We start from the raw sequence: 18,210 nt of genomic DNA, 5'->3' as shown, positions 1-18,210 counted from the left end.
GCCTTAGCAGCTCTTCTGCTGCAGATGCTGGATGCATGTGCAGGTCGTCGACGACGACGAATACTTCACGTCGTAGTACGGAAAGCTCGACACGGCCGGGCTGTTCGTCGAGCAGCGCGGGAACAGGTAATAGCTGTCGCTCAGCTTCACGGTGCCGGTGATGGTGTAGCCGAGGTTCGTCTTGTAATCATAGGTAACCTCGCTGAGAATGAGCGAGATGTTCGCATTGCTGGGATTCTTCGGATCAGGCGCGGTGAACGAGGACAACGTCATCGGGTCACCCTTCTTTCTCGCCGCCGTCGAACCGGCAGTCGACTCGCTCCATTGGACAGTCGCGTTTCCACTGCCGTCGGTAGAGACTTCGGACACCGTGATCGTAATGAGCGAAGCGCCGCTGGAATCCTTGACGGGATAAGGCGCCATGATTGCCTGCGCCGAGCCGAGAATGGCTTGCATGCGCGCCGTGCTGATTGACGTGTTCTGCGTGACCATGTCGACGACACTGTGCGCGGTGGCGGTGACCTTGACGTTCATCGCCAGCCCGTTCCCGAGCTCGACGCCGCCGATGTAGAGCACCAGCATGAACGGCGCCACGATGGCGAACTCCGTCGCTGCAACAGCGCGGACATCGGCTAGCAGGCGCCGAGCGCGAGACGACAAGGCGGCGATCATCAGGAGGCTCCTGGCTCGTTCTGGAACGCGGCCGACGACGTGAGCAGCCGGTTGCCGGTCGAAAGGTTCGAGAGGTTGAAACCGAGCGGCCCGAGCATGACGGGCCAGACATACATCACCCTGAGAATGACGATGTCACCGGCATCTCCCGGATTGTATTGCCAGGTGTTCGTGACGGCCCCGGAACCGTCGAAGGTCAAGGTCGGCATGCCCGTGTTGGCGGCGGACCACGAATTGGCCACCTGCAGGTCAACCATCAGACCACTGCAGGTGAACAGGATCGAGATCTGATCGCAGACCTTCTGCTTGAAGGCGGCCTGGGTCATCTGCGCAGACTGCACCTGCCCGGTCATGACCAGGCGCGCGGATTGACGCGTGATGTTCTCGAGCAGCTGTTGGGCAAAGAAGACGAGGAACGTCTGAATCAGCGCGATGATGAGGGCGAGGAACGGCGCGGCCACGAGCGCGAATTCGACGGCCGTGGCGCCCCTGCTGTCCCGCGCGAAAGCAGCGCAGCGATTGCGGCGTCTCGTCGTTGTTGCAACACCCGGCCCCGTCATGGTGCTTTTCTCTACTGTACGAGGCTGGCCGTGCTGGACGCAACCTTGATGAAGAGGTTGGTCAGCGCCGCGGAAATGTCGCCACCTGTCTGCACACTCGCATACAGGCCGGGCGATGCGCACGATTGCAGCCGTGTCGCGATCGTGCCGGTCGACGAGGACGGACTGTTGAACTGCGCGATGCGGGTGTTGTACCAGTTTTCGGTCGGCAGTGGCAGATACTCGGTGTAGAGCACCGCGATGCGAATGCCGCGATTCTTGATCGTCGTGCAGATCGCGGTATCGAGCGGCTGCTGGCATCGCAAAGTCGTCGAGTTGGCTGCCGGAAGCGCATAGGTGGCATTGGGGTCGCAGGTGCCTCCCGACTTCGGGATCAGCTTGTCCTCGACGCCGTCGGTGACGAGGAAGACCACCTCCTGCGGCGTATCGCCCGCCTGGTTGGTGCCGGTGCCCGGCGCAGGCATCACGTTGTTGACGCCCGTGAGGCCGCCCGAGATATCCGTACCGTAGTCGGTGGTGTAGATGCAGTTGCCGCTACTGTTGAGAACGGGGCAGTTCTGATGGTCGACCGTCAGGAGCTGAATATTGGGGATCTTCGTGCCGGCGGTAGTCGGCGTGGTCAGCGTCTGGATCGTGTTCAGGCCGTAGTCGAAGGTGTAGATGGCGGCATTGTAGGTGGTGTTGTTGATCGCCGACATGCACTGCATGACGCCACCCGAAACGCCCGACTGCGGGCACGTCCAGGGTCCGACCATCAGTTGCGTAACGGCGTTCGTCACGAGATCGATGCGCAGCTTGACGTTGTTCGCGCGCGCGACGGTGAGATTGTCCTTGTTCGTCGAGCTGGGATTTGCGTTGTTGGGATGCGCCTCATGGCAGGCGAACGCGCAATTTCTCGCGTAGGTGGGCTGGTTCTTCGTGGCCGCGATCATGTTGTTGATGTCGGCCTGGGTCGCCGCAATCGCCATCGATGGCGAGTCGTCCAGCAACAGGTAGAAGTTCATGTTCGGGGCGCTGGACGCCTTCGCCGTCGAGGTGCCGCCGATCTGCCAGGTCTGCTGGCCGAGAACGCCGGGGAAATTGTTGACGGACTGCGCGGTGTAGGAGACCGTGATGCTGCGCGCGAGGCCGGTGTCGGTGATGGTGACCGTCGGCGTCGGGACCGACGCCAGGCCGGCGAGGTTCGCCTTGGCTGCGAACACGGCTTCCGCGGTCGCCCTGACCACGGAGGTGTCGGTCTGCGTCAGCATCGCCGGCCTGACGGCGGCGATTGCGGCGGCGTCGGCGGCCGCGTTCAATTGCTCCCGCTTGCGCAATGCCAACGTATAGTCGAGCGCCATGCCCAGCAGAAAGATGGTGGGAACCATCATCAAGGCGAAGATGATGGCCACGTTAGCCTTTCGGTCTCTCGCGAAACGAAGCATTGCGCGGCGGAGCATTGCCCTTAACCCTGATTGCCGTGGTTGCGGCAGCGACACGTCCCAAAACGGGTGTGATCAGAGCGGATTGAAGGGGTATTCCACCTCATCACGTGTGGAACTATGGGGATGGGCTTCTTAATCAACGCTTACGGGCAATCCATAAACATGGACCGCAACAAATTGAGACGTGTCTTATTGAGTGGGCATCATTAACGCCAATTAAACAGGTTCCCGGAGATTGCAGCGATGGGGTGCAGGGACGCGTAATACGGGCGGCACCCCCGGTCGCCGGCGGCTTCGAGGCGCCGATCGCGCGCCTCCGCGCAGGCGGAGATCGAGGTCACTTCGCTTCCTTGTTCAATTCGATTGCGACCTCCGACATCCAGGAGCCCGGAGCTTCCATCAGGAAGGACTGATGAGTGGCCTTGGTCTGGATCGTCACCAGCGCGGCCACCGTGTTTCCTTCGATCCGGGCCTCGATCAGGCCATCCTTGTTCGTGCCGTAGACCTTGCCGCCCTGGCGGTATTCGCTCTCGAACCAGTTTCCCGAAAGCTCGGTCCCGCTCTGCTCGATGTTGGCGGACAGGACCATCTTGTACGCATCGCTCGCGCAGCGCAGGTCCAGGGTCAGCGACCGTCCGGGCCGCGTGACGTTGTACGCCACCTTGCAGCGAACCTTTTCACGCGGGCCGTCCGACGGCTTCATCGTGCCGGTGCCCGACCATGCGCCGGCCAGGCTGTCGAACACAGCCTCCGCGCGCAACGGGCTGATGCCGGCGAGCGCAAGCCAAATCCCGCCGACACCGATACGTCCGGCCATGGACTTCAATAGCATCTGCCAATCCTGATCCGTAAAATCCGCGCGCGTCCTACGCGTGAACAGCCGCGAGATGTTGGCGAAGATGTTTACAAATGTTGCGGAGATTGCCCGAACGTTGCCGCGCTGGGGGATTGCGGCTTGGCACGCTCGCCATGACGATGTTGAGGCGGGCATGCCCCACACCACGCTCTCGTGCCCCGGACGCAGCGCAACGCCCCCGGCGATGCGAAACATCGTCCGGTGCGGTGCGCTGCAGAGCCGGGACACGGGAGTGAGTGACGGCCGGGCCTCACGGCCTGATCGTCATGTTCTCCGGCGGCCCGGCCTTGCGCAGCGGCTCGGCCAGCCGCGCGAACTCGCACAGCAGCGACCGCGTCTTCCGGGGATCGATGATCTCCTCGACCCAGAATTTTTCGGCCGAGCGGAACGGCGAGCGCAGCTTGTTCAGCCGCTCCTCGATCTCCTTCAGTTTTGCGACCTTGTCCTCGGCCGCGTCGATGTCGGCGCGGTAGGCGGCTTCGATGCCGCCTTCGAGCGGCAGCGAACCCCAATAGGCCGACGGCCAGGCGTAGCGGATCGAGAAGCGGTCTGCCGGCTGATGCACGACGCCGGCGACGCCGAAGGCGTTGCGCAGGATCACGGTGCACCAGGGCACGGTGGTCTGGTTGACCGCCGCCATGGCGCGGACGCCGTGGCGGATGGTCGCGGCCTTCTCGGCATCGAGGCCGATCATGAAGCCCGGGCAGTCCATGAGATAGACCACCGGCAGATGGAAGGTCTCGGCGAAGTCGACCCAGCGCACCACCTTCTGGCACGCATCCGCCGTCCAGGAGCCGCCGTAATGGAAGCTGTCGCTGGCGAGCAGCAGCACCGCCCGGCCCTCGAGCCGCGCGAGACCGACAATGATCGGCTTGCCAAAGTTCTTGGCGACCTCGAAGAACGAGCCCTTGTCGACGACGGACTCGATGATGGGCCGCATCTTGTAGACCTGCTTGCGGTTGCGCGGCACCGCATTCATCAGCGCTTCGTCGCCGCGCTCCGGATTGTCGGTGCAGGGCAAGGTCGGCGGCAACTCGTAGACCGATGACGGCAGATAGGACAGGAAACGGCGCGCGCAGGCGAACGCCTCCTCTTCGGTGTCGACGGCATGGTCGACCGCGCCGGCGCGGGTCTGGATCTCGGCGCCGCCGAGCTCCTCCTTCGAGAGGTCCTGCCCCAGCGCCTTCACCACCGGCGGGCCCGCGACGAACATCGCGGACTTCCGCGTCATGATGGAGTAATGGCTGGCCGCAAGCCGAGCGGCGCCGAGGCCTGCGACCGAACCGAGGCCGAGCGCGACCACGGGCACGCGCGCCAGGTTCTCCGTCGTGAAGCGGTACCAGCGCGTGCCGCCGATGCCGCCGGGCAAATTGGCTGCGCCCTTGGTCTCGATGGTCTTGACCGAGCCGCCGCCGCCGGAGCCTTCGATGATGCGGACGATGGGCAGACGGAAGTCGTGCGCCATCTCTTCCGCCATCAGCGGCTTGGCGGAGATCGACGCATCCGCCGAGCCGCCGCGCACGGTGAAATCGTCACCGACCACGACCACGGTACGGCCGTCAACGCGCGCGCGGCCGAACACGCAGTTCGCCGGCGTCAGTTTCTTCAGATCGCCGCTGGTATCGTACTCACCGATGCCGGAGACGGCACCGATCTCGTGGAAGCTGCCTTTGTCGATCAGCTTGTCGATACGCTCCCGAACAGTCAGCCGGCCCTGGTCATGCTGTCGCTTGACCTTGTCAACGCCGCCCATCTCCCGCGCGAAGGCTTCGCGCCGGGCGAGCTCGTCGAGTTCCGGCTTCCAGTTCATTTACTCCCTCCGAATTGATCGGCTTGTTATTGTTATGCACCGCCATTGCGACCGGTTTGCGCGAGATGCGGTTGTTGAAGACGTCGCCTTCCGCGCCCTCCATCAGGCTGCCGAGCGAGCGGCCGAGCGCGAGCATGAGCGGAGCAACCTCGTCATGCAGACGCTGCTCGTCATACATCGCCGAGAGAAGACCGATCGTGATGACGACGAAGGTCTGATACTGCGGCGACCAGATCGGCACCGCGAGGCCGTTGATGTGCGGGCTCCACAGGCCGCACGCCACGACATAGCCGCGTTCGCGCAGCGACTGCCGGTTGGCGTCGATGCGAGGCTTGAGGATCTTCGCCGCCTCGGGCGCTTCGCGCTCCATCTCCGCAATGAAGGCATCGCCGACTTCCGGCGCCAGCGCCGCGGTGTAGGCCGCGCCTGCCGCGGTCGAGGCCATCGAGATGCGGCTGCCGGTGCCCTCGTGCAGGCCGAGCGCAGAGGCCGAGCGCGCGAACTGGAGATAGACGAGATGGAAGCGATCGGGCACGACGAAGCCGACCGTGCCAGGCAATTGCTCGGCGATTTCCTGCAGCCGCTGGCGGATCATGCTGCGCAGCTGCGCGCCCTTCATCATCGAGGCGCTCATCGCCACCGCGCTCGGGCCGATGCGATACTTTTGGTCACGCGGCAGGTAAACCAGTTGCCCCATGCGCGTCAGCGTGTGCGTGAGCCGCGACACCGTCGAGCGCGGCAGGCCGCAGCGATTTGAAATCTCGAGATTGCCGAGCCTTGCCTCGTGGCCCTCGAAGCATCGCAACACGTCGAACGCGCGCGACACCACCTGGATGACATCACCCTCACCGGCTTCGCCAGCGAGCGCACCTTGCCTACTCAACCGCTCCGAACGTCGTCCCATGATCCCTACCGTTTGTTCCGCTCTGCGGAATTAAATTCCACTTGCAGACGAAGCTACCTCAGGCATTTTGCAACGACAACAAAAAGGCGATTGGCATGCCAGAAATAAAGATCGTCACTGAAATCGCGGGGCGCATCTGCGCAACTCCCGTGCAGGTTGGAGGAACCGTCGCGGATGGTGATGACGTTGTGGTCGTCGAAGCGATGAAGATGGAGATCCCGGTGCCCTCGCCCGCCAGCGGCACGATCACATCGCTTCTGGTGAAGCTCGACGATGTCGTTGCCGAGGGACAGGCGATCGCGATCGTCGCGAACTGACTGCGTTATCCGTGGGTTTCCGCGACAATCTGTCAGTCGCGTTCCTGCATGCGCGGGACAGCGTTGCCATCGCGTGATGCGGATGACATGATCCGATTCAAACAAAAATCTGTTTCAAACAAAGAATGAAAGTCTTCGCGGCAAAGCGAGGATCATTGGAGGGAAACATGCTTCGTGGGCTGCTCATGCTCGCGCCTGCCTTGGTGGCGGGCATTTCTTTTGCGTCTACACGCTATGCATTCGCCGAAGACATCAAGCTGCCGGCGACATTGACGTTCACCGCCTATGACACCGGCACCGCCGGCTTCAACATCGCGGTCGGCGTCGGCAAGATGATGAAGGACAAATACAGCACCGACGTGCGCGTGCTGCCCGCAGGCAATGACGTCGCCCGCCTCGCGCCGCTGCGCGCCAAGCGCGCGGCCTCCGCCGCGATGGGATCGGGCACCTATTTCGCGCAGGAGGGCGTGTTCGAGTTCGGCTCGAAGGAATGGGGCCCGCAACCGCTCCAGACCCTGCTCTCGACCGTCGACTGCAATTGCGCCTCGCTCGCCGTCGCAGCGGATACCGGCGTGAAGGAGCTGAAGGACCTCAAGGGCAAGCGCGTCGGCTTCGTGGTCGGCTCGCCCGCGCTGAACCAGAACTCGCTCGCGGTGCTCGCCTTTGCCGGGCTGACGCAGAAGGACGTCAAGGCGGTCGAGTTCGCAAGCTACGGCGCGATGTGGAAGGGCCTGATCAACAACGATGTCGACGCCGCCTTCGGCACCACCATCACCGGCCCCGCCAAGGAAGCCGAGACCTCGCCGCGCGGTCTGATCTGGCCACCGCTACCGGCCAAGGACAAGGAGGGCTGGGCGCGGATGCAGAAGGTCGGCTCGTTCTTCTTCCCGCAGACTGCGACCTGCGGCGCCGGCATCTCGCCGGAGAAGCCGGTCGAGCTCGGCAATTACCCCTACCCGATCTTCGTCGCCTATGCCTCGCAGCCGGCCGATCAAGTCTACGCCATCACCAAGGCGATGATCGTGAACTACGATGCCTACAAGGACTCCGCACCCGGCGCAGGCGGCCTTGCCGCCGACCGCCAGACCAAGAACTGGGTGGTGCCGGTGCATCCCGGCGCCGTGAAGGCGCTGAAGGAATCCGGGCAATGGAGCGATGCCCAGGACGCGCACAACAACAAGCTGATCAAGCGTCAGGAGGTGCTCGCCGCGGCGTGGACGGATTACGGCAAGTCCAATCCGCCATCGGATGACAAGGCGTTTCTCGACGGCTGGATGAAGGCGCGCGCGGCGGCGCTGGCCAAAGCCGACATGCCGAACGGATTCGAGGAATAGAAGGTGCTGAGATTGAGCTTGGTCGTTGCTGCGCGACAGGTGCGCCCCCTCCCCCGCTTGCGGGGGAGGGTTGGGGAGAGGGCGTCTCCACGGCGGGATTCCCCCAGAGGAGAAAGCCCTCACCCGGCGCTGCGCGCCGACCTCTCCAGCAAGCGGGAGAGGTTGCAGAGCCTGCGGCCCGACCGATTCAACCAGCAGCCATTTGCTTCTATGAGCATTTAGCAGCCCACGTCCGGGATCGATCATGTCTGCTTCAATCTCCACCGGCCCCCAGGACGAAGCCAGGCGCGTCGTGTTCGAGGATCCGCATCTCGGCGCCGCCGCTGACTTGCAGGAATCCGAGGTCACGCGCGTCCGCACCTTGAAGGGCGCTTGGCGCTGGGTGCTGATGGCGGCCACGGCGGCGACCATCCTGTTGTGTGTGAACCAACAATTCTCGCTGCGGTTCTTCATCGACTACACCCAGCTCAACACCGAATACTTCTATCTGCTGATCGCCCTGATGCTGCCCTTCACCTTCCTGATCTTCCCGGGATCGGAGAAGGCGCCGCTCGACCGCATCCCCTGGTACGACCTTCTGCTGTTCGCGGCGACCTTCGGCTCGGCGATCTGGCTGATGCTCAACATCCGCAAGGCGGCCCAGCTCGGCTGGGAGTTCGACGGCGCGCCCACCAACGTGATCGCCGCGGGGCTCGTCATGTGGTTCGTGCTGATGGAGGCGCTGCGCCGTACCGGCGGCTGGAGCCTGCTGCTCAGCGTGCTGCCCTTCACGCTCTATCCGCTGTTTGCGGATTCGAGCTGGCTTGGGCCGTTCCGCGGCACGCAATCGACGCTGCAGCAGACGACCTCCTATCACATGCTCTCCGGCGAGAGCCTGCTCGGGATTCCCATCCAGGCCTTTGCCGACACGGTGATCGGATTCCTGGTGTTCGGCACCGCGCTGATGATGACGGGTGCGGGAAAGTTCTTCATCAACATCGCCTTTGCGATGTGCGGCACCTTCCGCGGCGGCGCTGCAAAGGTCTGCGTGTTCGCATCCGGCTTGCTCGGCACCGTCGGCGGCAGCATCGTCTCCAACGTGCTGACCGCCGGCACGATGACGATCCCCGCGATGAAGAAGACCGGCTTCACGCCCTCCTATTCCGGCGCGATCGAGGCCTGCGCCTCGACCGGCGCGGTGCTGGCGCCGCCGGTGCTGGGTGCCACCGCCTTCGTCATGGCGCAGTTCATGAACACGGGCTATGCCGACGTCGCGCTCGCCGCGACCATTCCTTCGGTGCTCTATTATGCCGGCCTGTTCGCGCAAGTCGACGCCTATGCCGCCCGTCACAAGCTGAAGGGCCTGCCGCGCGCCGAGCTGCCGCGGTTCTGGGATGCGTTCAAGGAGGGCTGGTACTATCTCTTCGTGATCGTCGTGCTCGTGGTGATGCTGCTCTACTTCAAGCGCGAGAGCCATGCGCCGTTCTATGCCTCGGTGCTGCTGGTGATCCTGCACCAATGGTCGGGTCCGGCGCGGTGGAAGCTCGGCAACACGCTGGTGCTGGCAGCCTCGGTCGCAGCAACGGCTGCGATGTTCTGGTACGGCGTGCTCAATGCCGCGCTGTGGGGCATGTGCCTTCTGGCGGCGCTGAACGAATTCTTCCCCGGCAAGAACTGGGGCGGCGCGCGCTGGCTGCAATTCCTCGAGCTCAACGGCAAGACGTTCGTCGAGCTGATCGCGATCCTCGCCGGCTGTGGCCTTTTGATCGGCGCCTTCTCGCTCACCGGCGTGATCTCGAGCCTCGCCAACGACCTGCTCAGCATCGCTGGCGGCGATGCCTTCCTGCTGCTGATCATGTGCGCGATCACCAGCCTGATCCTGGGGCTCGGGCTGACCACGACCTCCTGCTACATCTTCCTCGCCATCCTGGTGGCGCCCGCGCTGGAGAAGCTCGGGCTCAACAAGATGGCCGTGCACATGTTCATCTTCTACTGGGGCATGCTGTCCTCGATCACCCCGCCGGTGGCGATCGCCTCCTTCGCGGCGGCCGGCATCGCCGGTGCGCCCGCGATGAAGACCGGCTGGGAGAGCATGTGGGTCGGCAGCATCATCTACTTCATCCCGTTCTTCTTCGTGCTCAATCCGGCGCTGCTGCTCCAGGGCCCCAATCCGTATCTGGAGGCGCTTGGACTCACGGGACTTGCCTGTTTCGGTATCCTCTTCATCTGCGGCGGCATCCAGGGCTACCAGTCCTTCGTCGGCGACTTGCGCCGCGCCGGGATGCTGGAATGGCCGATCCGCGTGCTGCTGGTGATCGGCGGCTTCGTGGTCGCCACGCCCGGCGGCGGCATCATGCCGCTGTCGCAGATGCAGGTGACGCTGCTCGGCCTTGCCATCCTCGCGCCCACGGTTCTGGTCGCCCTGCTGCTGGTCCGGCGGCAGGCCATGGTGCCGAACGGGTTGCACACACCCTGATTGCGTTGCACAAGAGAGGCGATGACATCGCCTCTCGCCTCCGCCTGGACCCGCTCGAACCCGCCTTTGCTGCGGTTTCTGAATACGTGCCTCAACGAATTCTCGGCCGAAACGTCCGGCCATGTGGCCGACTACATCCCCGAACTCGGCAAGGCCGACCCTGCCTATTTTGGCATCAGCCTCGCCACGCTGGACGGCCATGTCTATGAAGTCGGCGACAGCCGGGTGCCCTTCACCATCCAGTCGATGTCAAAGCCGTTCGTATTCGCGCTGGCGCTGGACCTGCTGGGCGCGAGCAAGGTCGAGAGCGCGATCGGCGTCGAGCCGTCGGGCGATCCCTTCAACTCGATCCGGCTCAATTCCGACAACCATCCGTTCAACCCGATGGTCAATGCCGGCGCGATCGCCTGCACCGGACTGATCTACGACAGCAAGGGCCCCGAAGCGTTCGAGCAGATCCGCCTCGCGCTCAGTCGCTTTGCCGGCCGCGACCTCGCCGTGGAAGAGGCCGTGTACACGTCGGAAAGCCAAACCGGCGACCGCAACCGCGCCATCGGCTATCTGCTCAAGACCAATGCGGTGATCTCCGACAATGTCGCCGCCGTGCTCGACGTCTATTTCCGGCAATGCGCGGTGCTCGTTACCGCGCGCGACATCGCGGTGATGGCGGCGACCCTCGCCAATCGCGGCGTCAATCCGGTGACCGGCGAGCAGGTGATGACGCCGTATGCGATCTCGCGCACGCTGTCGGTGATGACCTCGTCGGGCATGTACGACTATGCCGGCGAATGGATCTACCGGATCGGCATCCCCGCCAAGAGCGGCGTCGGCGGCGGCATCCTCGCCGCGCTCCCTGCCCGCCTCGGCCTCGGCAGCTATTCGCCAAAACTCGACAAGCACGGCAACAGCGTGCGCGGCATCAAGGTCTGCGAGGCGCTGTCCTCGCATTACGACCTGCATATGCTCAACCGCAGCGACGACGCGCGCAACGCCGTCATCGCCGACTACGACATCGGCAAGAGCCCGTCCCGCCGCGTGCGCCGGCCGCAGGAGCGCGAGATCCTGGCCGCGCATGAGCAGGAGGTGCGCATCATCGAGCTGGTCGGCACGCTGTCGCTGTCGGCGGTTGACTACGTCTCGCGCCGGCTCGCGGGGCGGCCGCGGCCGCAATTCGTGATCTTCGACCTCCACCGCGTGACCTCGACCACGCGCGCCGGTGCGCGTCTCGTCGCCGAAGCCTTCGAGGAGCTCGCCGCACTCAATGTCACCGTTGTCCTGTCCGGCGTCCGGCGCGCCTCCAAGGAGTGGAACAGCTTGCGCGAATGGACCGCGGAGCTGAAGAACGTGCGCGACTTCTACTTGCTCGACACCGCGATCGAATGGGCCGAAGACCAGATCGTCTACCGCTATGGCGGCTCGATCGATTTTCATGAGACCACCGAGCTCGCCGAACAGCCGCTGCTGGCAGGGCTGAGCGAGCAGGAGCTGACCGATCTCGCCTCGCTCTGCACCATCAGGACCTATCAGTCCGGCGCAAAAATCCTCACCACCGGCGATGCTGCCGACGCCCTGTTCTTCCTGCGCAGCGGCGCCGTACATGTCACGCTGCCCGACGGCGTGAGGCTCGCGACCCTGACCGCCGGCATGGCGTTCGGCGAGATGGCGCTGCTGGAGCAGACCCGCTCGGCCGACGTCTTCGCCGACATGGCAGCGACGGCGTTCGAAGTGCCGCTGAAGGATTTCGAGCGCTTCCGCGAGCAACACCCGCGCGCCAGCGAGTGCATCATGCGCAACCTCGCCCGGCTGCTGGCCGACCGCCTGATCGTCGCCAACGCGAAGGTGGATATTCTGACGTCGACGTAGCGAGCTGAGGTCCCTCACCTCTCCCCGACGGGGAGAGGTCGGATTGCGAAGCAATCCGGGTGAGGGGCCGCAGCGTACAATTGCGACTGGAACCCCTCACCCGGATCGCATCTCCCGATGCGATCCGACCTCTCCCTACGGGAGAGGTGATCCCGTCCCCAGCTCATACCTGGCCTAGCGGCTCGCAGCTTCGCTCAGCCGCCGCTTGATCTTCGCCGCGCTCTTTTCGAGCAGTTCGGACGGCTTCTGGCCGGTCGCTGCGCAGAGGCAGGCCCAGTAGTAGATGACATCGCCGAGCTCATCGACGAGACCCGCCTGGTCGAGCCAGTTGTCGCGCAGCAGCTTCTTGATGTGGTCGGCGACCTCGCCGGCCTCGCCCGCGAGGCCGAGGCCGAGATAGGACAGCCGCTCGTTGGACGGATGCTCGTCGACTTTCGCAACGCTCGCGGCCCAGACCGCATATTCATCGATCGTCATGAGCATCCCTCGCCGCTTGTGTCGGATCAGCCCACCACTTCGGTGACCGGCTGGAGGTCGATCTCGAAGGTCTCCAGGAACTTTGACGTCATGATGTAGAAGCCGACCGAGAGCTGCAATTCGACCAGCGCGGCCGGCGTGAGCTTCGACGCGATCGCTCTGAAGGTCGCATCCGTCGGCTTGTTCAATTTTACGATCTCGTCGGTGAAGACGAGCGCGGCGCGCTGCACCTCGTTGAAACAGCTCGCGGCCTGCCAGTTCTCGAGCGCCTCGTTCTGCTCGTCGGTGACGCCGACATTCCTGCCGATGCGCTTGTGCGCGACAATCTCGTACGGAGCCTGGCACAGGATACCGGTGCGCGTGATCGCAAGCTCGCGCACGACCGGATCGAGCTCGCCCTTGTGCCTGATCGCGCCACCCAGGCGGCAGTACTGCTCAAAATAGCTCGGCGAGTGCGCCATCATCCGGAAGATGTTGGCGTGGCGGTTCTTGTCGAGGATTTCGCGGGTGCGGTCGGATGCCTTGGACGGGTCGCTGTACTGAATGCGGGCCATGATTTTCCTGAAGTTTTCCCTGATCTTTTGATGCTTCTTGTCGCCATCGGCGAGAGTTCCCCGAAACTGTAATTGCCAGCGGACGCAGGAGCAACATCATCGAGTCAAAATGCCGCCGCATTGCTGATCGACCCTGACACAGTCGATATTCGCCGCGTGGGGACAAATCGCGGCGGATACTCGCAAGGGGTGTTCCGAGTAAAAACAATTGGCCGTCGTGCGCGCTTGCCGCGCCACGATGAGTCACGCCCAAGTCTAGGGAGAAAACGGCATGAAGGAAGCCACCAAGGGGGCGGCCTCGGGAGCGCTCGCGCATATGCTGGCGGTGACGGCGATGCTCGTCATCGCCAGCATCTTGTTCTACGGGCGTTGAGTAAAGCGTTTTAAGAGTTTTCGTCATTCCGGGGTGGCCCTCGCACAGGCCAGGCCCAGAATTCCCGTTCCAGGTTCGGTCTTCGGACCGCCCCCGAATGACGGATCCTACTATTTGCTCTTGGCCTTGTTCTTGGCAAAGTACGGCACGAGCTTTCCGGCGAACGGCTTGAAGCTCGCGACAACCGAATCGCCGATGGCGAGTCCGTTGTCACCATGCGCCATCATGCGAAAACCCTCGGCGCAATCGACCAGCAAAATGTTGTAGGGCACGTGCGCACGCGTCTCGGGCGTGGCGGCGCGGCATACCAGCGAGGTCGCGTACACCCTGCCCTTGCCGCTCGCGCGCGCCTCGCGCGGCTCCGATGCCCCGCAAGCCGCGCAGAAGGCGCGGTGGAAATACTGGACATGGCCGCACGAGGTGCAGGTCTGGTAGGTGATGGCTTCTTCGCCCTTGGTCCAGTCCGCTACACGCTTGCTCATCGCACCCGCTCCAGAAACATGCTGACATGGGACGACAGCACGCCGCCGTCACCGTGCAGCAGCGCAACGGAGGCGTCGCGCACCTGGCGATTCGCCGCCCGCCCCGTCATCTGCAAATGCGCCTCGACCAGATGCGCCATGGCGCCGCCGACACCGCAATGGCCATAGCTGAGCAGGCCGCCATGGGTGTTGAGCGGCATCGCCCCGTCGCGACCGAAATGGCCGGCGCGGACGCGTGCGGCCGCTTCGCCGCGGCCGGCAAGGCCGAGGTCTTCCAGCAGCATGGCCAGCGTGATCGTAAAACTGTCGTAGATTGCGGCGTAGCGCACGTCTGATATCGCAAGGCCTGTGGCTTCCTTCGCACGGGCGATGGAGATCTCGGCGCCGAGCTCGCTGAGTGCGGGGGCAGCCGTGACATGCTGATGGGTATGCGCCTGCGCGCAGCCGCGGATGCGCACGCCTGTCTCCCCGGTTCGCTCGCGGCTGATGACAAACGCCGCGCCGCCGTCGGACACCGGGCAGCAGTCGAGCAGTTTTAAGGGCATCGCCACCGGCTTCGAGGCCATGACGTCGGCGACCGTGATGGGATCGTGGAATTGCGCGCCGGGATGGGTGCAGGCGTGGCTGCGCATCAGCACCGCGAATTCGGCAAGGTCCTCTGCGCTCACGCCGTATTCATGCATATAGCGCGTGGCGACGAGGCCGTAATAGGCGGGAATGGTTGGGCCCAGCGGCACCTCGTAATCGGGATGGCCGACCTGCGCCAGCGCCTGGATCGAGGCGTCGCGGCTCTGTCCGGTGAGGCGGTTCTCGCCGGCAACGACCAGAACGTTGCGCGCGACGCCGGCTTCGACGAGATGATGCGCGAGCATGGTCATCGCGAGGCCCGTGGCGCCGCCGACCTGGACGGCGTGGGCGTAGGACGGGCGAATGCCGAAATGCTCGGCGAACACGGTGGCGAGCATGATGTGCGGGGAGACGGTGGAGTAGCCACAGAGGACGCCGTCGATCTCGGCGCGCTTCAGTCCGGCATCGTCGAGCGCGGCTTGCGCGGCCTTGCTCATCAGGTCGAGCGAGGACGAGCCCTCGTGCTTGCCGAAAGGCGTGAGGCCGACGCCGGTGATGAAGCTCATCGTCTCTCCTCCTCGTCATTCCGGGGCGGTCCGAAGGACCGAACCCGGAATCTCGAGATTCCGGGTTCGATGCTTACGCATCGCCCCGGAATGACGGATGAGAAAGCCGTGCTCATCGCTTCCTCCCTACTCCGGCGCCGAACGCGTGACGCCATCGCGGATCATGGCGGCGATCTCGTCGGCGGAGTATCCGATCTCGCGCAAAATCTCCGCGCCGTGCTCGTTGAGCCGCGGCGCGAGCCTGACAGGTTCGGCCTCCGTCTCGGACCAGGTCGCCGTCACCTTCATGCTGCGGATCGGGCCTTCGGTCGGATGGGTCACCACCGGAAAAAATCCGGTCGCCTCCAGATGCTCGTCGTGCAGGATCGAGGCGAGATCGTGCATTGGCATGACCGGCACGTCCGCCCTGGTGAGCAGCTCGATCCATTCCGCCGTGGTGCGAGTCTCGAAGATGCGCGCGAGCTCGGCATAGACGACGTCGATATTGGCGGCCCGGCCGGCGAAGGTGGCGAATTTGGGATCGGCGCGAAGATCGTCGCGGCCCGTCGCCTTGAAGAAATTCTCCCACTGCTTGTCGTTGTAGACGATGACGCTGAGATAGCCGTCCGAGGTCTTGTAAGGCCGCCGGTCGCGCGAGAGGTGGCGGGCATAGCCGCCCTTGTCGAGCGGCGGCTCATAGGTGAGCCCGCCCATGTGATCGCCCATGACGAAGCCGGCCATGGTCTCGAACATCGGGATGTCCAGACGCTGGCCGCGGCCGGTGCGGTCACGATGCACGAGGCTGGCGCAGATCGCGCCGACCGCGGTGAGGCCGACGATGCGGTCGACCAGCGCGTTCGGCACATAGCGCGGCACGCCGTCGCCGGTCTGCGCCATCAGTGCCGGCAACGCGGTTGCGCCCTGGATCAGATCGTCATAGGCGGGTTTTGCGGCATAGGGCCCGTCCTGGCCGAAGCCGAACACGCCGGCATAGACGAGGCGCGGGTTGATCTCGGAGACGACGTCATAGCCGAGCTGCAGCCGCGCCATCGCCTGCGGGCGGACGTTGTAGACCAGCACGTCGGCATCCTTCAGCATGCGCAGCACGGCTTCGCGCCCCGCGGGCTTCTTCAGGTCGAGGCAGATCGAGCGCTTGCTGCGGTTGGTGTTGAGGAACACCGGGCCCATGCCGGCATGGCGCATCGGGCCGATCAGGCGGGTGACATCGCCGTCGAGCGATTCCACCTTGACGACTTCAGCACCGTAGTCGCCGAGCATCTGGGTCGCATAGGGCCCCATCAGCACGGTGGTCATGTCAATGACCTTGATGCCCTTCAGCGGCCCCATCGTTCGCTCCCGATTGCGCGGGCTCTGGATGCGGCCCGGCGATTTCGGTCCAGCTAAAGACAGTGGCGCCGCGCACGCAAGGGCGGCCGGGGTATGGCCGCATGCGCCGCGTGGCGATATCGGCTGCTATTTCTTCTGGCGGGATTCCCGGATCTTCAAGAGCCGCTCGAGCTCGTCATTCTGCTGGTTGATCCGATCGGCGATCCGCGACTCGTTCTGCTCGCCGGAGGCGGCGGCGGCCTGCTCGATGAGCTGGCGGATATTGTCCTCGAGGATCGCGATGCGGTCGTTCAGTGCTTCGAGGGAAAGTGAATCTTCGTAGTTAGTGCTCATGATGCGCGTCTCGCCAATCAATCAGGAGCCGTAGGGTGGGCAAAGCGAAGCGTGCCCACCATGATCTAACGCAAGGAAAAGGTGGGCACGGCGCTTTCGCGCCTTTGCCCACCCTACGAGAGCTTACTTGAGCGGCTCGAGCACCGAAACGTAGTTGGCGACGGCCGCGCCGCCCATGTTGAAGATACCGCCGAGTTTCGCATTTTTGAGCTGCATGCCCTCGGGCGCCTGCCCTGCGAGCTGCATCGCGGTCATCACATGCATGGAGACGCCGGTGGCGCCGATCGGATGGCCCTTGGCCTTCAGGCCGCCGGACGGATTGACCGGCAGCTTGCCGTCCTTGAGCGTCCAGCCCTCCTTGATGGCGCGGGCGCCCTGCCCCCTCGGCGTCAGGCCCATCGCTTCGTACTCGATCAGCTCGGCGACGGTGAAGCAGTCATGGGTCTCGACGAAGGAGAGATCGGACAGCGTGATCCCGGCCTTTTCCAGCGCGCGCTGCCAGGCGACCGTGCAGCCCTCGAACTGGAGAATGTCGCGCTTGGACATCGGCAAAAAGTCCTGGGCATGCGCGGTGGCGCGGAAACCGATCGACTTGCTCATGCCCCTGGCGGTCTCGGCATCGGCCAAAACCAGCGCCGCCGCGCCGTCGGAGACCAGCGAGCAGTCGGTGCGCTTCAGGGGGCCGGCGACGTACGGGTTCTTCTCGCTCTCGGCGCGGCAGAAGTCGAAGCCAAAATCCTTGCGCATCTGGGCGAAGGGATTGGCGACGCCGTTCTTGTGGTTCTTGGCTGCGATCAGCGCCAGCGCATCGGACTGGTCGCCGTATTTCTGGAAATAGGAGCTGGCGATCTTGCCGAACACGCCGGCAAAGCCGCCGACCGTGTCGGCGTCCTCAGGCAGGTAGGAGGCCTTGAGCAGGTTCTTGCCGATCTCCGGGCCCGGCGTCCGCGTCATCTGCTCGACGCCGACGACCAGGACGATCTTGGCCGCGCCTGCGGCAATCGCACGCAGGCCCTGGTGCACCGCGGCGGAGCCGGTGGCACAGGCATTCTCGACGCGGGTCGCGGGCTTGAAGCGCAGCTTCGGGTCGGCCTGGAGCACCAGCGAGGCGGTAAAATCCTGCGGCGAGAAGCCGGCGTTGAAATGGCCAAGCACGATCTCGTCGACGTCGGAGGCGGAAATGCCGGCATCCGCCAGCGCCTCATTGGCGACGCGGGTGACGAGGCTTTCGACGGTTTCGGTGTCGAACTTGCCGAACGGCGTATGCGCCCATCCGACGATGCTGGCGGTCATGGTCTCTTCTCCCTGGGTCTTTCACCTGAGCTAAGTCTTAGCGC

At 64.3% G+C, this 18,210-nt stretch carries 17 protein-coding genes; 4 read left to right on the top strand and 13 right to left on the bottom strand.

What is annotated here, in order from left to right:
• Positions 1–3: 3 nt before the first annotated feature.
• From ACVJ19_RS26525 to ACVJ19_RS26500, 6 genes are all read right to left on the bottom strand, one after another.
• On the bottom strand, positions 4–672 hold the full coding sequence (locus ACVJ19_RS26525) for a TadE/TadG family type IV pilus assembly protein (protein ID WP_453952053.1): 669 nt from the start codon (positions 670–672) through the stop codon (positions 4–6).
• A complete protein-coding gene (locus ACVJ19_RS26520) occupies positions 672–1,232 on the bottom strand; it encodes a TadE/TadG family type IV pilus assembly protein (RefSeq protein ID WP_453952052.1) in 561 nt (186 codons plus the stop codon). The genes ACVJ19_RS26525 and ACVJ19_RS26520 overlap by 1 nt, the downstream gene beginning before the upstream one ends.
• Positions 1,233–1,243: 11 nt before the next feature.
• Positions 1,244–2,671, bottom strand: coding sequence for a TadE/TadG family type IV pilus assembly protein (locus ACVJ19_RS26515; protein ID WP_453952050.1), 1,428 nt, complete (start codon positions 2,669–2,671; stop codon positions 1,244–1,246).
• Between the two features lie 322 nt (positions 2,672–2,993).
• Entirely contained in the window at positions 2,994–3,488 is a 495-nt protein-coding gene (locus tag ACVJ19_RS26510; protein ID WP_453952048.1) for a hypothetical protein, read from the bottom strand.
• A gap of 274 nt (positions 3,489–3,762) precedes the next feature.
• Entirely contained in the window at positions 3,763–5,322 is a 1,560-nt protein-coding gene (locus ACVJ19_RS26505) for an acyl-CoA carboxylase subunit beta (RefSeq protein WP_453952046.1), read from the bottom strand.
• Positions 5,252–6,226 carry an IclR family transcriptional regulator gene (locus ACVJ19_RS26500; protein ID WP_453952045.1) on the bottom strand — a complete coding sequence of 325 codons (975 nt, stop codon included), beginning with the start codon at positions 6,224–6,226 and terminating at the stop codon, positions 5,252–5,254. Before ACVJ19_RS26500 ends, ACVJ19_RS26505 begins: the two co-directional genes overlap by 71 nt.
• A 41-nt stretch (positions 6,227–6,267) precedes the next feature.
• Here ACVJ19_RS26500 and ACVJ19_RS26495 point away from each other — a divergent pair, with 41 nt between their 5' ends.
• From ACVJ19_RS26495 to glsA, 4 genes are all read left to right on the top strand, one after another.
• Positions 6,268–6,543 (top strand): acetyl-CoA carboxylase biotin carboxyl carrier protein subunit, encoded by a 276-nt coding sequence (locus ACVJ19_RS26495; protein ID WP_453952043.1) that lies wholly within the window; start codon positions 6,268–6,270, stop codon positions 6,541–6,543.
• A gap of 167 nt (positions 6,544–6,710) precedes the next feature.
• Complete coding sequence (locus ACVJ19_RS26490; protein WP_453952042.1) at positions 6,711–7,877, top strand: TAXI family TRAP transporter solute-binding subunit; 1,167 nt, start codon at positions 6,711–6,713, stop codon at positions 7,875–7,877.
• Positions 7,878–8,121: 244 nt separating this feature from the next.
• The gene (locus tag ACVJ19_RS26485; protein ID WP_453952040.1) at positions 8,122–10,332 is read left to right on the top strand and encodes a TRAP transporter permease; all 2,211 of its coding nucleotides are present in this window, start codon (positions 8,122–8,124) and stop codon (positions 10,330–10,332) included.
• A gap of 21 nt (positions 10,333–10,353) precedes the next feature.
• On the top strand, positions 10,354–12,195 hold the full coding sequence (glsA, locus tag ACVJ19_RS26480; protein ID WP_453952038.1) for a glutaminase A: 1,842 nt from the start codon (positions 10,354–10,356) through the stop codon (positions 12,193–12,195).
• Between the two features lie 174 nt (positions 12,196–12,369).
• Here the strand turns inward: glsA and ACVJ19_RS26475 are convergent, their stop codons facing one another.
• The 7 genes from ACVJ19_RS26475 to ACVJ19_RS26445 form a co-directional block, all read right to left on the bottom strand.
• Positions 12,370–12,672, bottom strand: a complete 303-nt coding sequence (locus tag ACVJ19_RS26475; RefSeq protein ID WP_453952037.1) for a nucleoside triphosphate pyrophosphohydrolase family protein — start codon at positions 12,670–12,672, stop codon at positions 12,370–12,372.
• Between the two features lie 26 nt (positions 12,673–12,698).
• Positions 12,699–13,226, bottom strand: coding sequence for a carboxymuconolactone decarboxylase family protein (locus tag ACVJ19_RS26470; protein WP_453952036.1), 528 nt, complete (start codon positions 13,224–13,226; stop codon positions 12,699–12,701).
• A 483-nt stretch (positions 13,227–13,709) separates the two neighbouring features.
• Positions 13,710–14,081 carry a Zn-ribbon domain-containing OB-fold protein gene (locus tag ACVJ19_RS26465; RefSeq protein WP_453952035.1) on the bottom strand — a complete coding sequence of 124 codons (372 nt, stop codon included), beginning with the start codon at positions 14,079–14,081 and terminating at the stop codon, positions 13,710–13,712.
• Complete coding sequence (locus ACVJ19_RS26460) at positions 14,078–15,214, bottom strand: thiolase family protein (protein WP_453952034.1); 1,137 nt, start codon at positions 15,212–15,214, stop codon at positions 14,078–14,080. The genes ACVJ19_RS26465 and ACVJ19_RS26460 overlap by 4 nt, the downstream gene beginning before the upstream one ends.
• Before the next feature lie 126 nt (positions 15,215–15,340).
• Positions 15,341–16,540, bottom strand: a complete 1,200-nt coding sequence (locus ACVJ19_RS26455; RefSeq protein ID WP_453952033.1) for a CaiB/BaiF CoA transferase family protein — start codon at positions 16,538–16,540, stop codon at positions 15,341–15,343.
• A gap of 126 nt (positions 16,541–16,666) precedes the next feature.
• Positions 16,667–16,873: a hypothetical protein gene (locus ACVJ19_RS26450; RefSeq protein WP_453952032.1), complete on the bottom strand. Its 207-nt coding sequence runs from the start codon at positions 16,871–16,873 to the stop codon at positions 16,667–16,669.
• A gap of 123 nt (positions 16,874–16,996) precedes the next feature.
• Positions 16,997–18,166, bottom strand: coding sequence for an acetyl-CoA acetyltransferase (locus ACVJ19_RS26445; RefSeq protein WP_453952031.1), 1,170 nt, complete (start codon positions 18,164–18,166; stop codon positions 16,997–16,999).
• Positions 18,167–18,210: the final 44 nt, after the last annotated feature.

Source organism: Bradyrhizobium sp. USDA 376, from assembly GCF_054063675.1.
The sequence above is the reverse complement of the archived record's forward strand: the minus strand, read 5'-3'. Positions and strand labels throughout refer to the sequence as shown.

Bases quoted from the DNA above. Each gene is read 5' to 3' on its own strand.
- ACVJ19_RS26505 (WP_453952046.1), bottom strand. From the start codon at position 5,322: ATGAACTGGAAGCCGGAACTCGACGAGCTCGCCCGGCGCGAAGCCTTC.
- glsA (WP_453952038.1), top strand. From the start codon at position 10,354: ATGACATCGCCTCTCGCCTCCGCCTGGACCCGCTCGAACCCGCCTTTG.
- ACVJ19_RS26510 (WP_453952048.1), bottom strand. From the start codon at position 3,488: ATGCTATTGAAGTCCATGGCCGGACGTATCGGTGTCGGCGGGATTTGG.
- ACVJ19_RS26485 (WP_453952040.1), top strand. From the start codon at position 8,122: ATGTCTGCTTCAATCTCCACCGGCCCCCAGGACGAAGCCAGGCGCGTC.
- ACVJ19_RS26525 (WP_453952053.1), bottom strand. From the start codon at position 672: ATGATCGCCGCCTTGTCGTCTCGCGCTCGGCGCCTGCTAGCCGATGTC.
- ACVJ19_RS26470 (WP_453952036.1), bottom strand. From the start codon at position 13,226: ATGGCCCGCATTCAGTACAGCGACCCGTCCAAGGCATCCGACCGCACC.
- ACVJ19_RS26465 (WP_453952035.1), bottom strand. From the start codon at position 14,081: ATGAGCAAGCGTGTAGCGGACTGGACCAAGGGCGAAGAAGCCATCACC.
- ACVJ19_RS26450 (WP_453952032.1), bottom strand. From the start codon at position 16,873: ATGAGCACTAACTACGAAGATTCACTTTCCCTCGAAGCACTGAACGAC.
- ACVJ19_RS26520 (WP_453952052.1), bottom strand. From the start codon at position 1,232: ATGACGGGGCCGGGTGTTGCAACAACGACGAGACGCCGCAATCGCTGC.
- ACVJ19_RS26500 (WP_453952045.1), bottom strand. From the start codon at position 6,226: ATGGGACGACGTTCGGAGCGGTTGAGTAGGCAAGGTGCGCTCGCTGGC.
- ACVJ19_RS26455 (WP_453952033.1), bottom strand. From the start codon at position 16,540: ATGGGGCCGCTGAAGGGCATCAAGGTCATTGACATGACCACCGTGCTG.
- ACVJ19_RS26460 (WP_453952034.1), bottom strand. From the start codon at position 15,214: ATGAGCTTCATCACCGGCGTCGGCCTCACGCCTTTCGGCAAGCACGAG.
- ACVJ19_RS26490 (WP_453952042.1), top strand. From the start codon at position 6,711: ATGCTTCGTGGGCTGCTCATGCTCGCGCCTGCCTTGGTGGCGGGCATT.
- ACVJ19_RS26445 (WP_453952031.1), bottom strand. From the start codon at position 18,166: ATGACCGCCAGCATCGTCGGATGGGCGCATACGCCGTTCGGCAAGTTC.
- ACVJ19_RS26475 (WP_453952037.1), bottom strand. From the start codon at position 12,672: ATGACGATCGATGAATATGCGGTCTGGGCCGCGAGCGTTGCGAAAGTC.
- ACVJ19_RS26515 (WP_453952050.1), bottom strand. From the start codon at position 2,671: ATGCTCCGCCGCGCAATGCTTCGTTTCGCGAGAGACCGAAAGGCTAAC.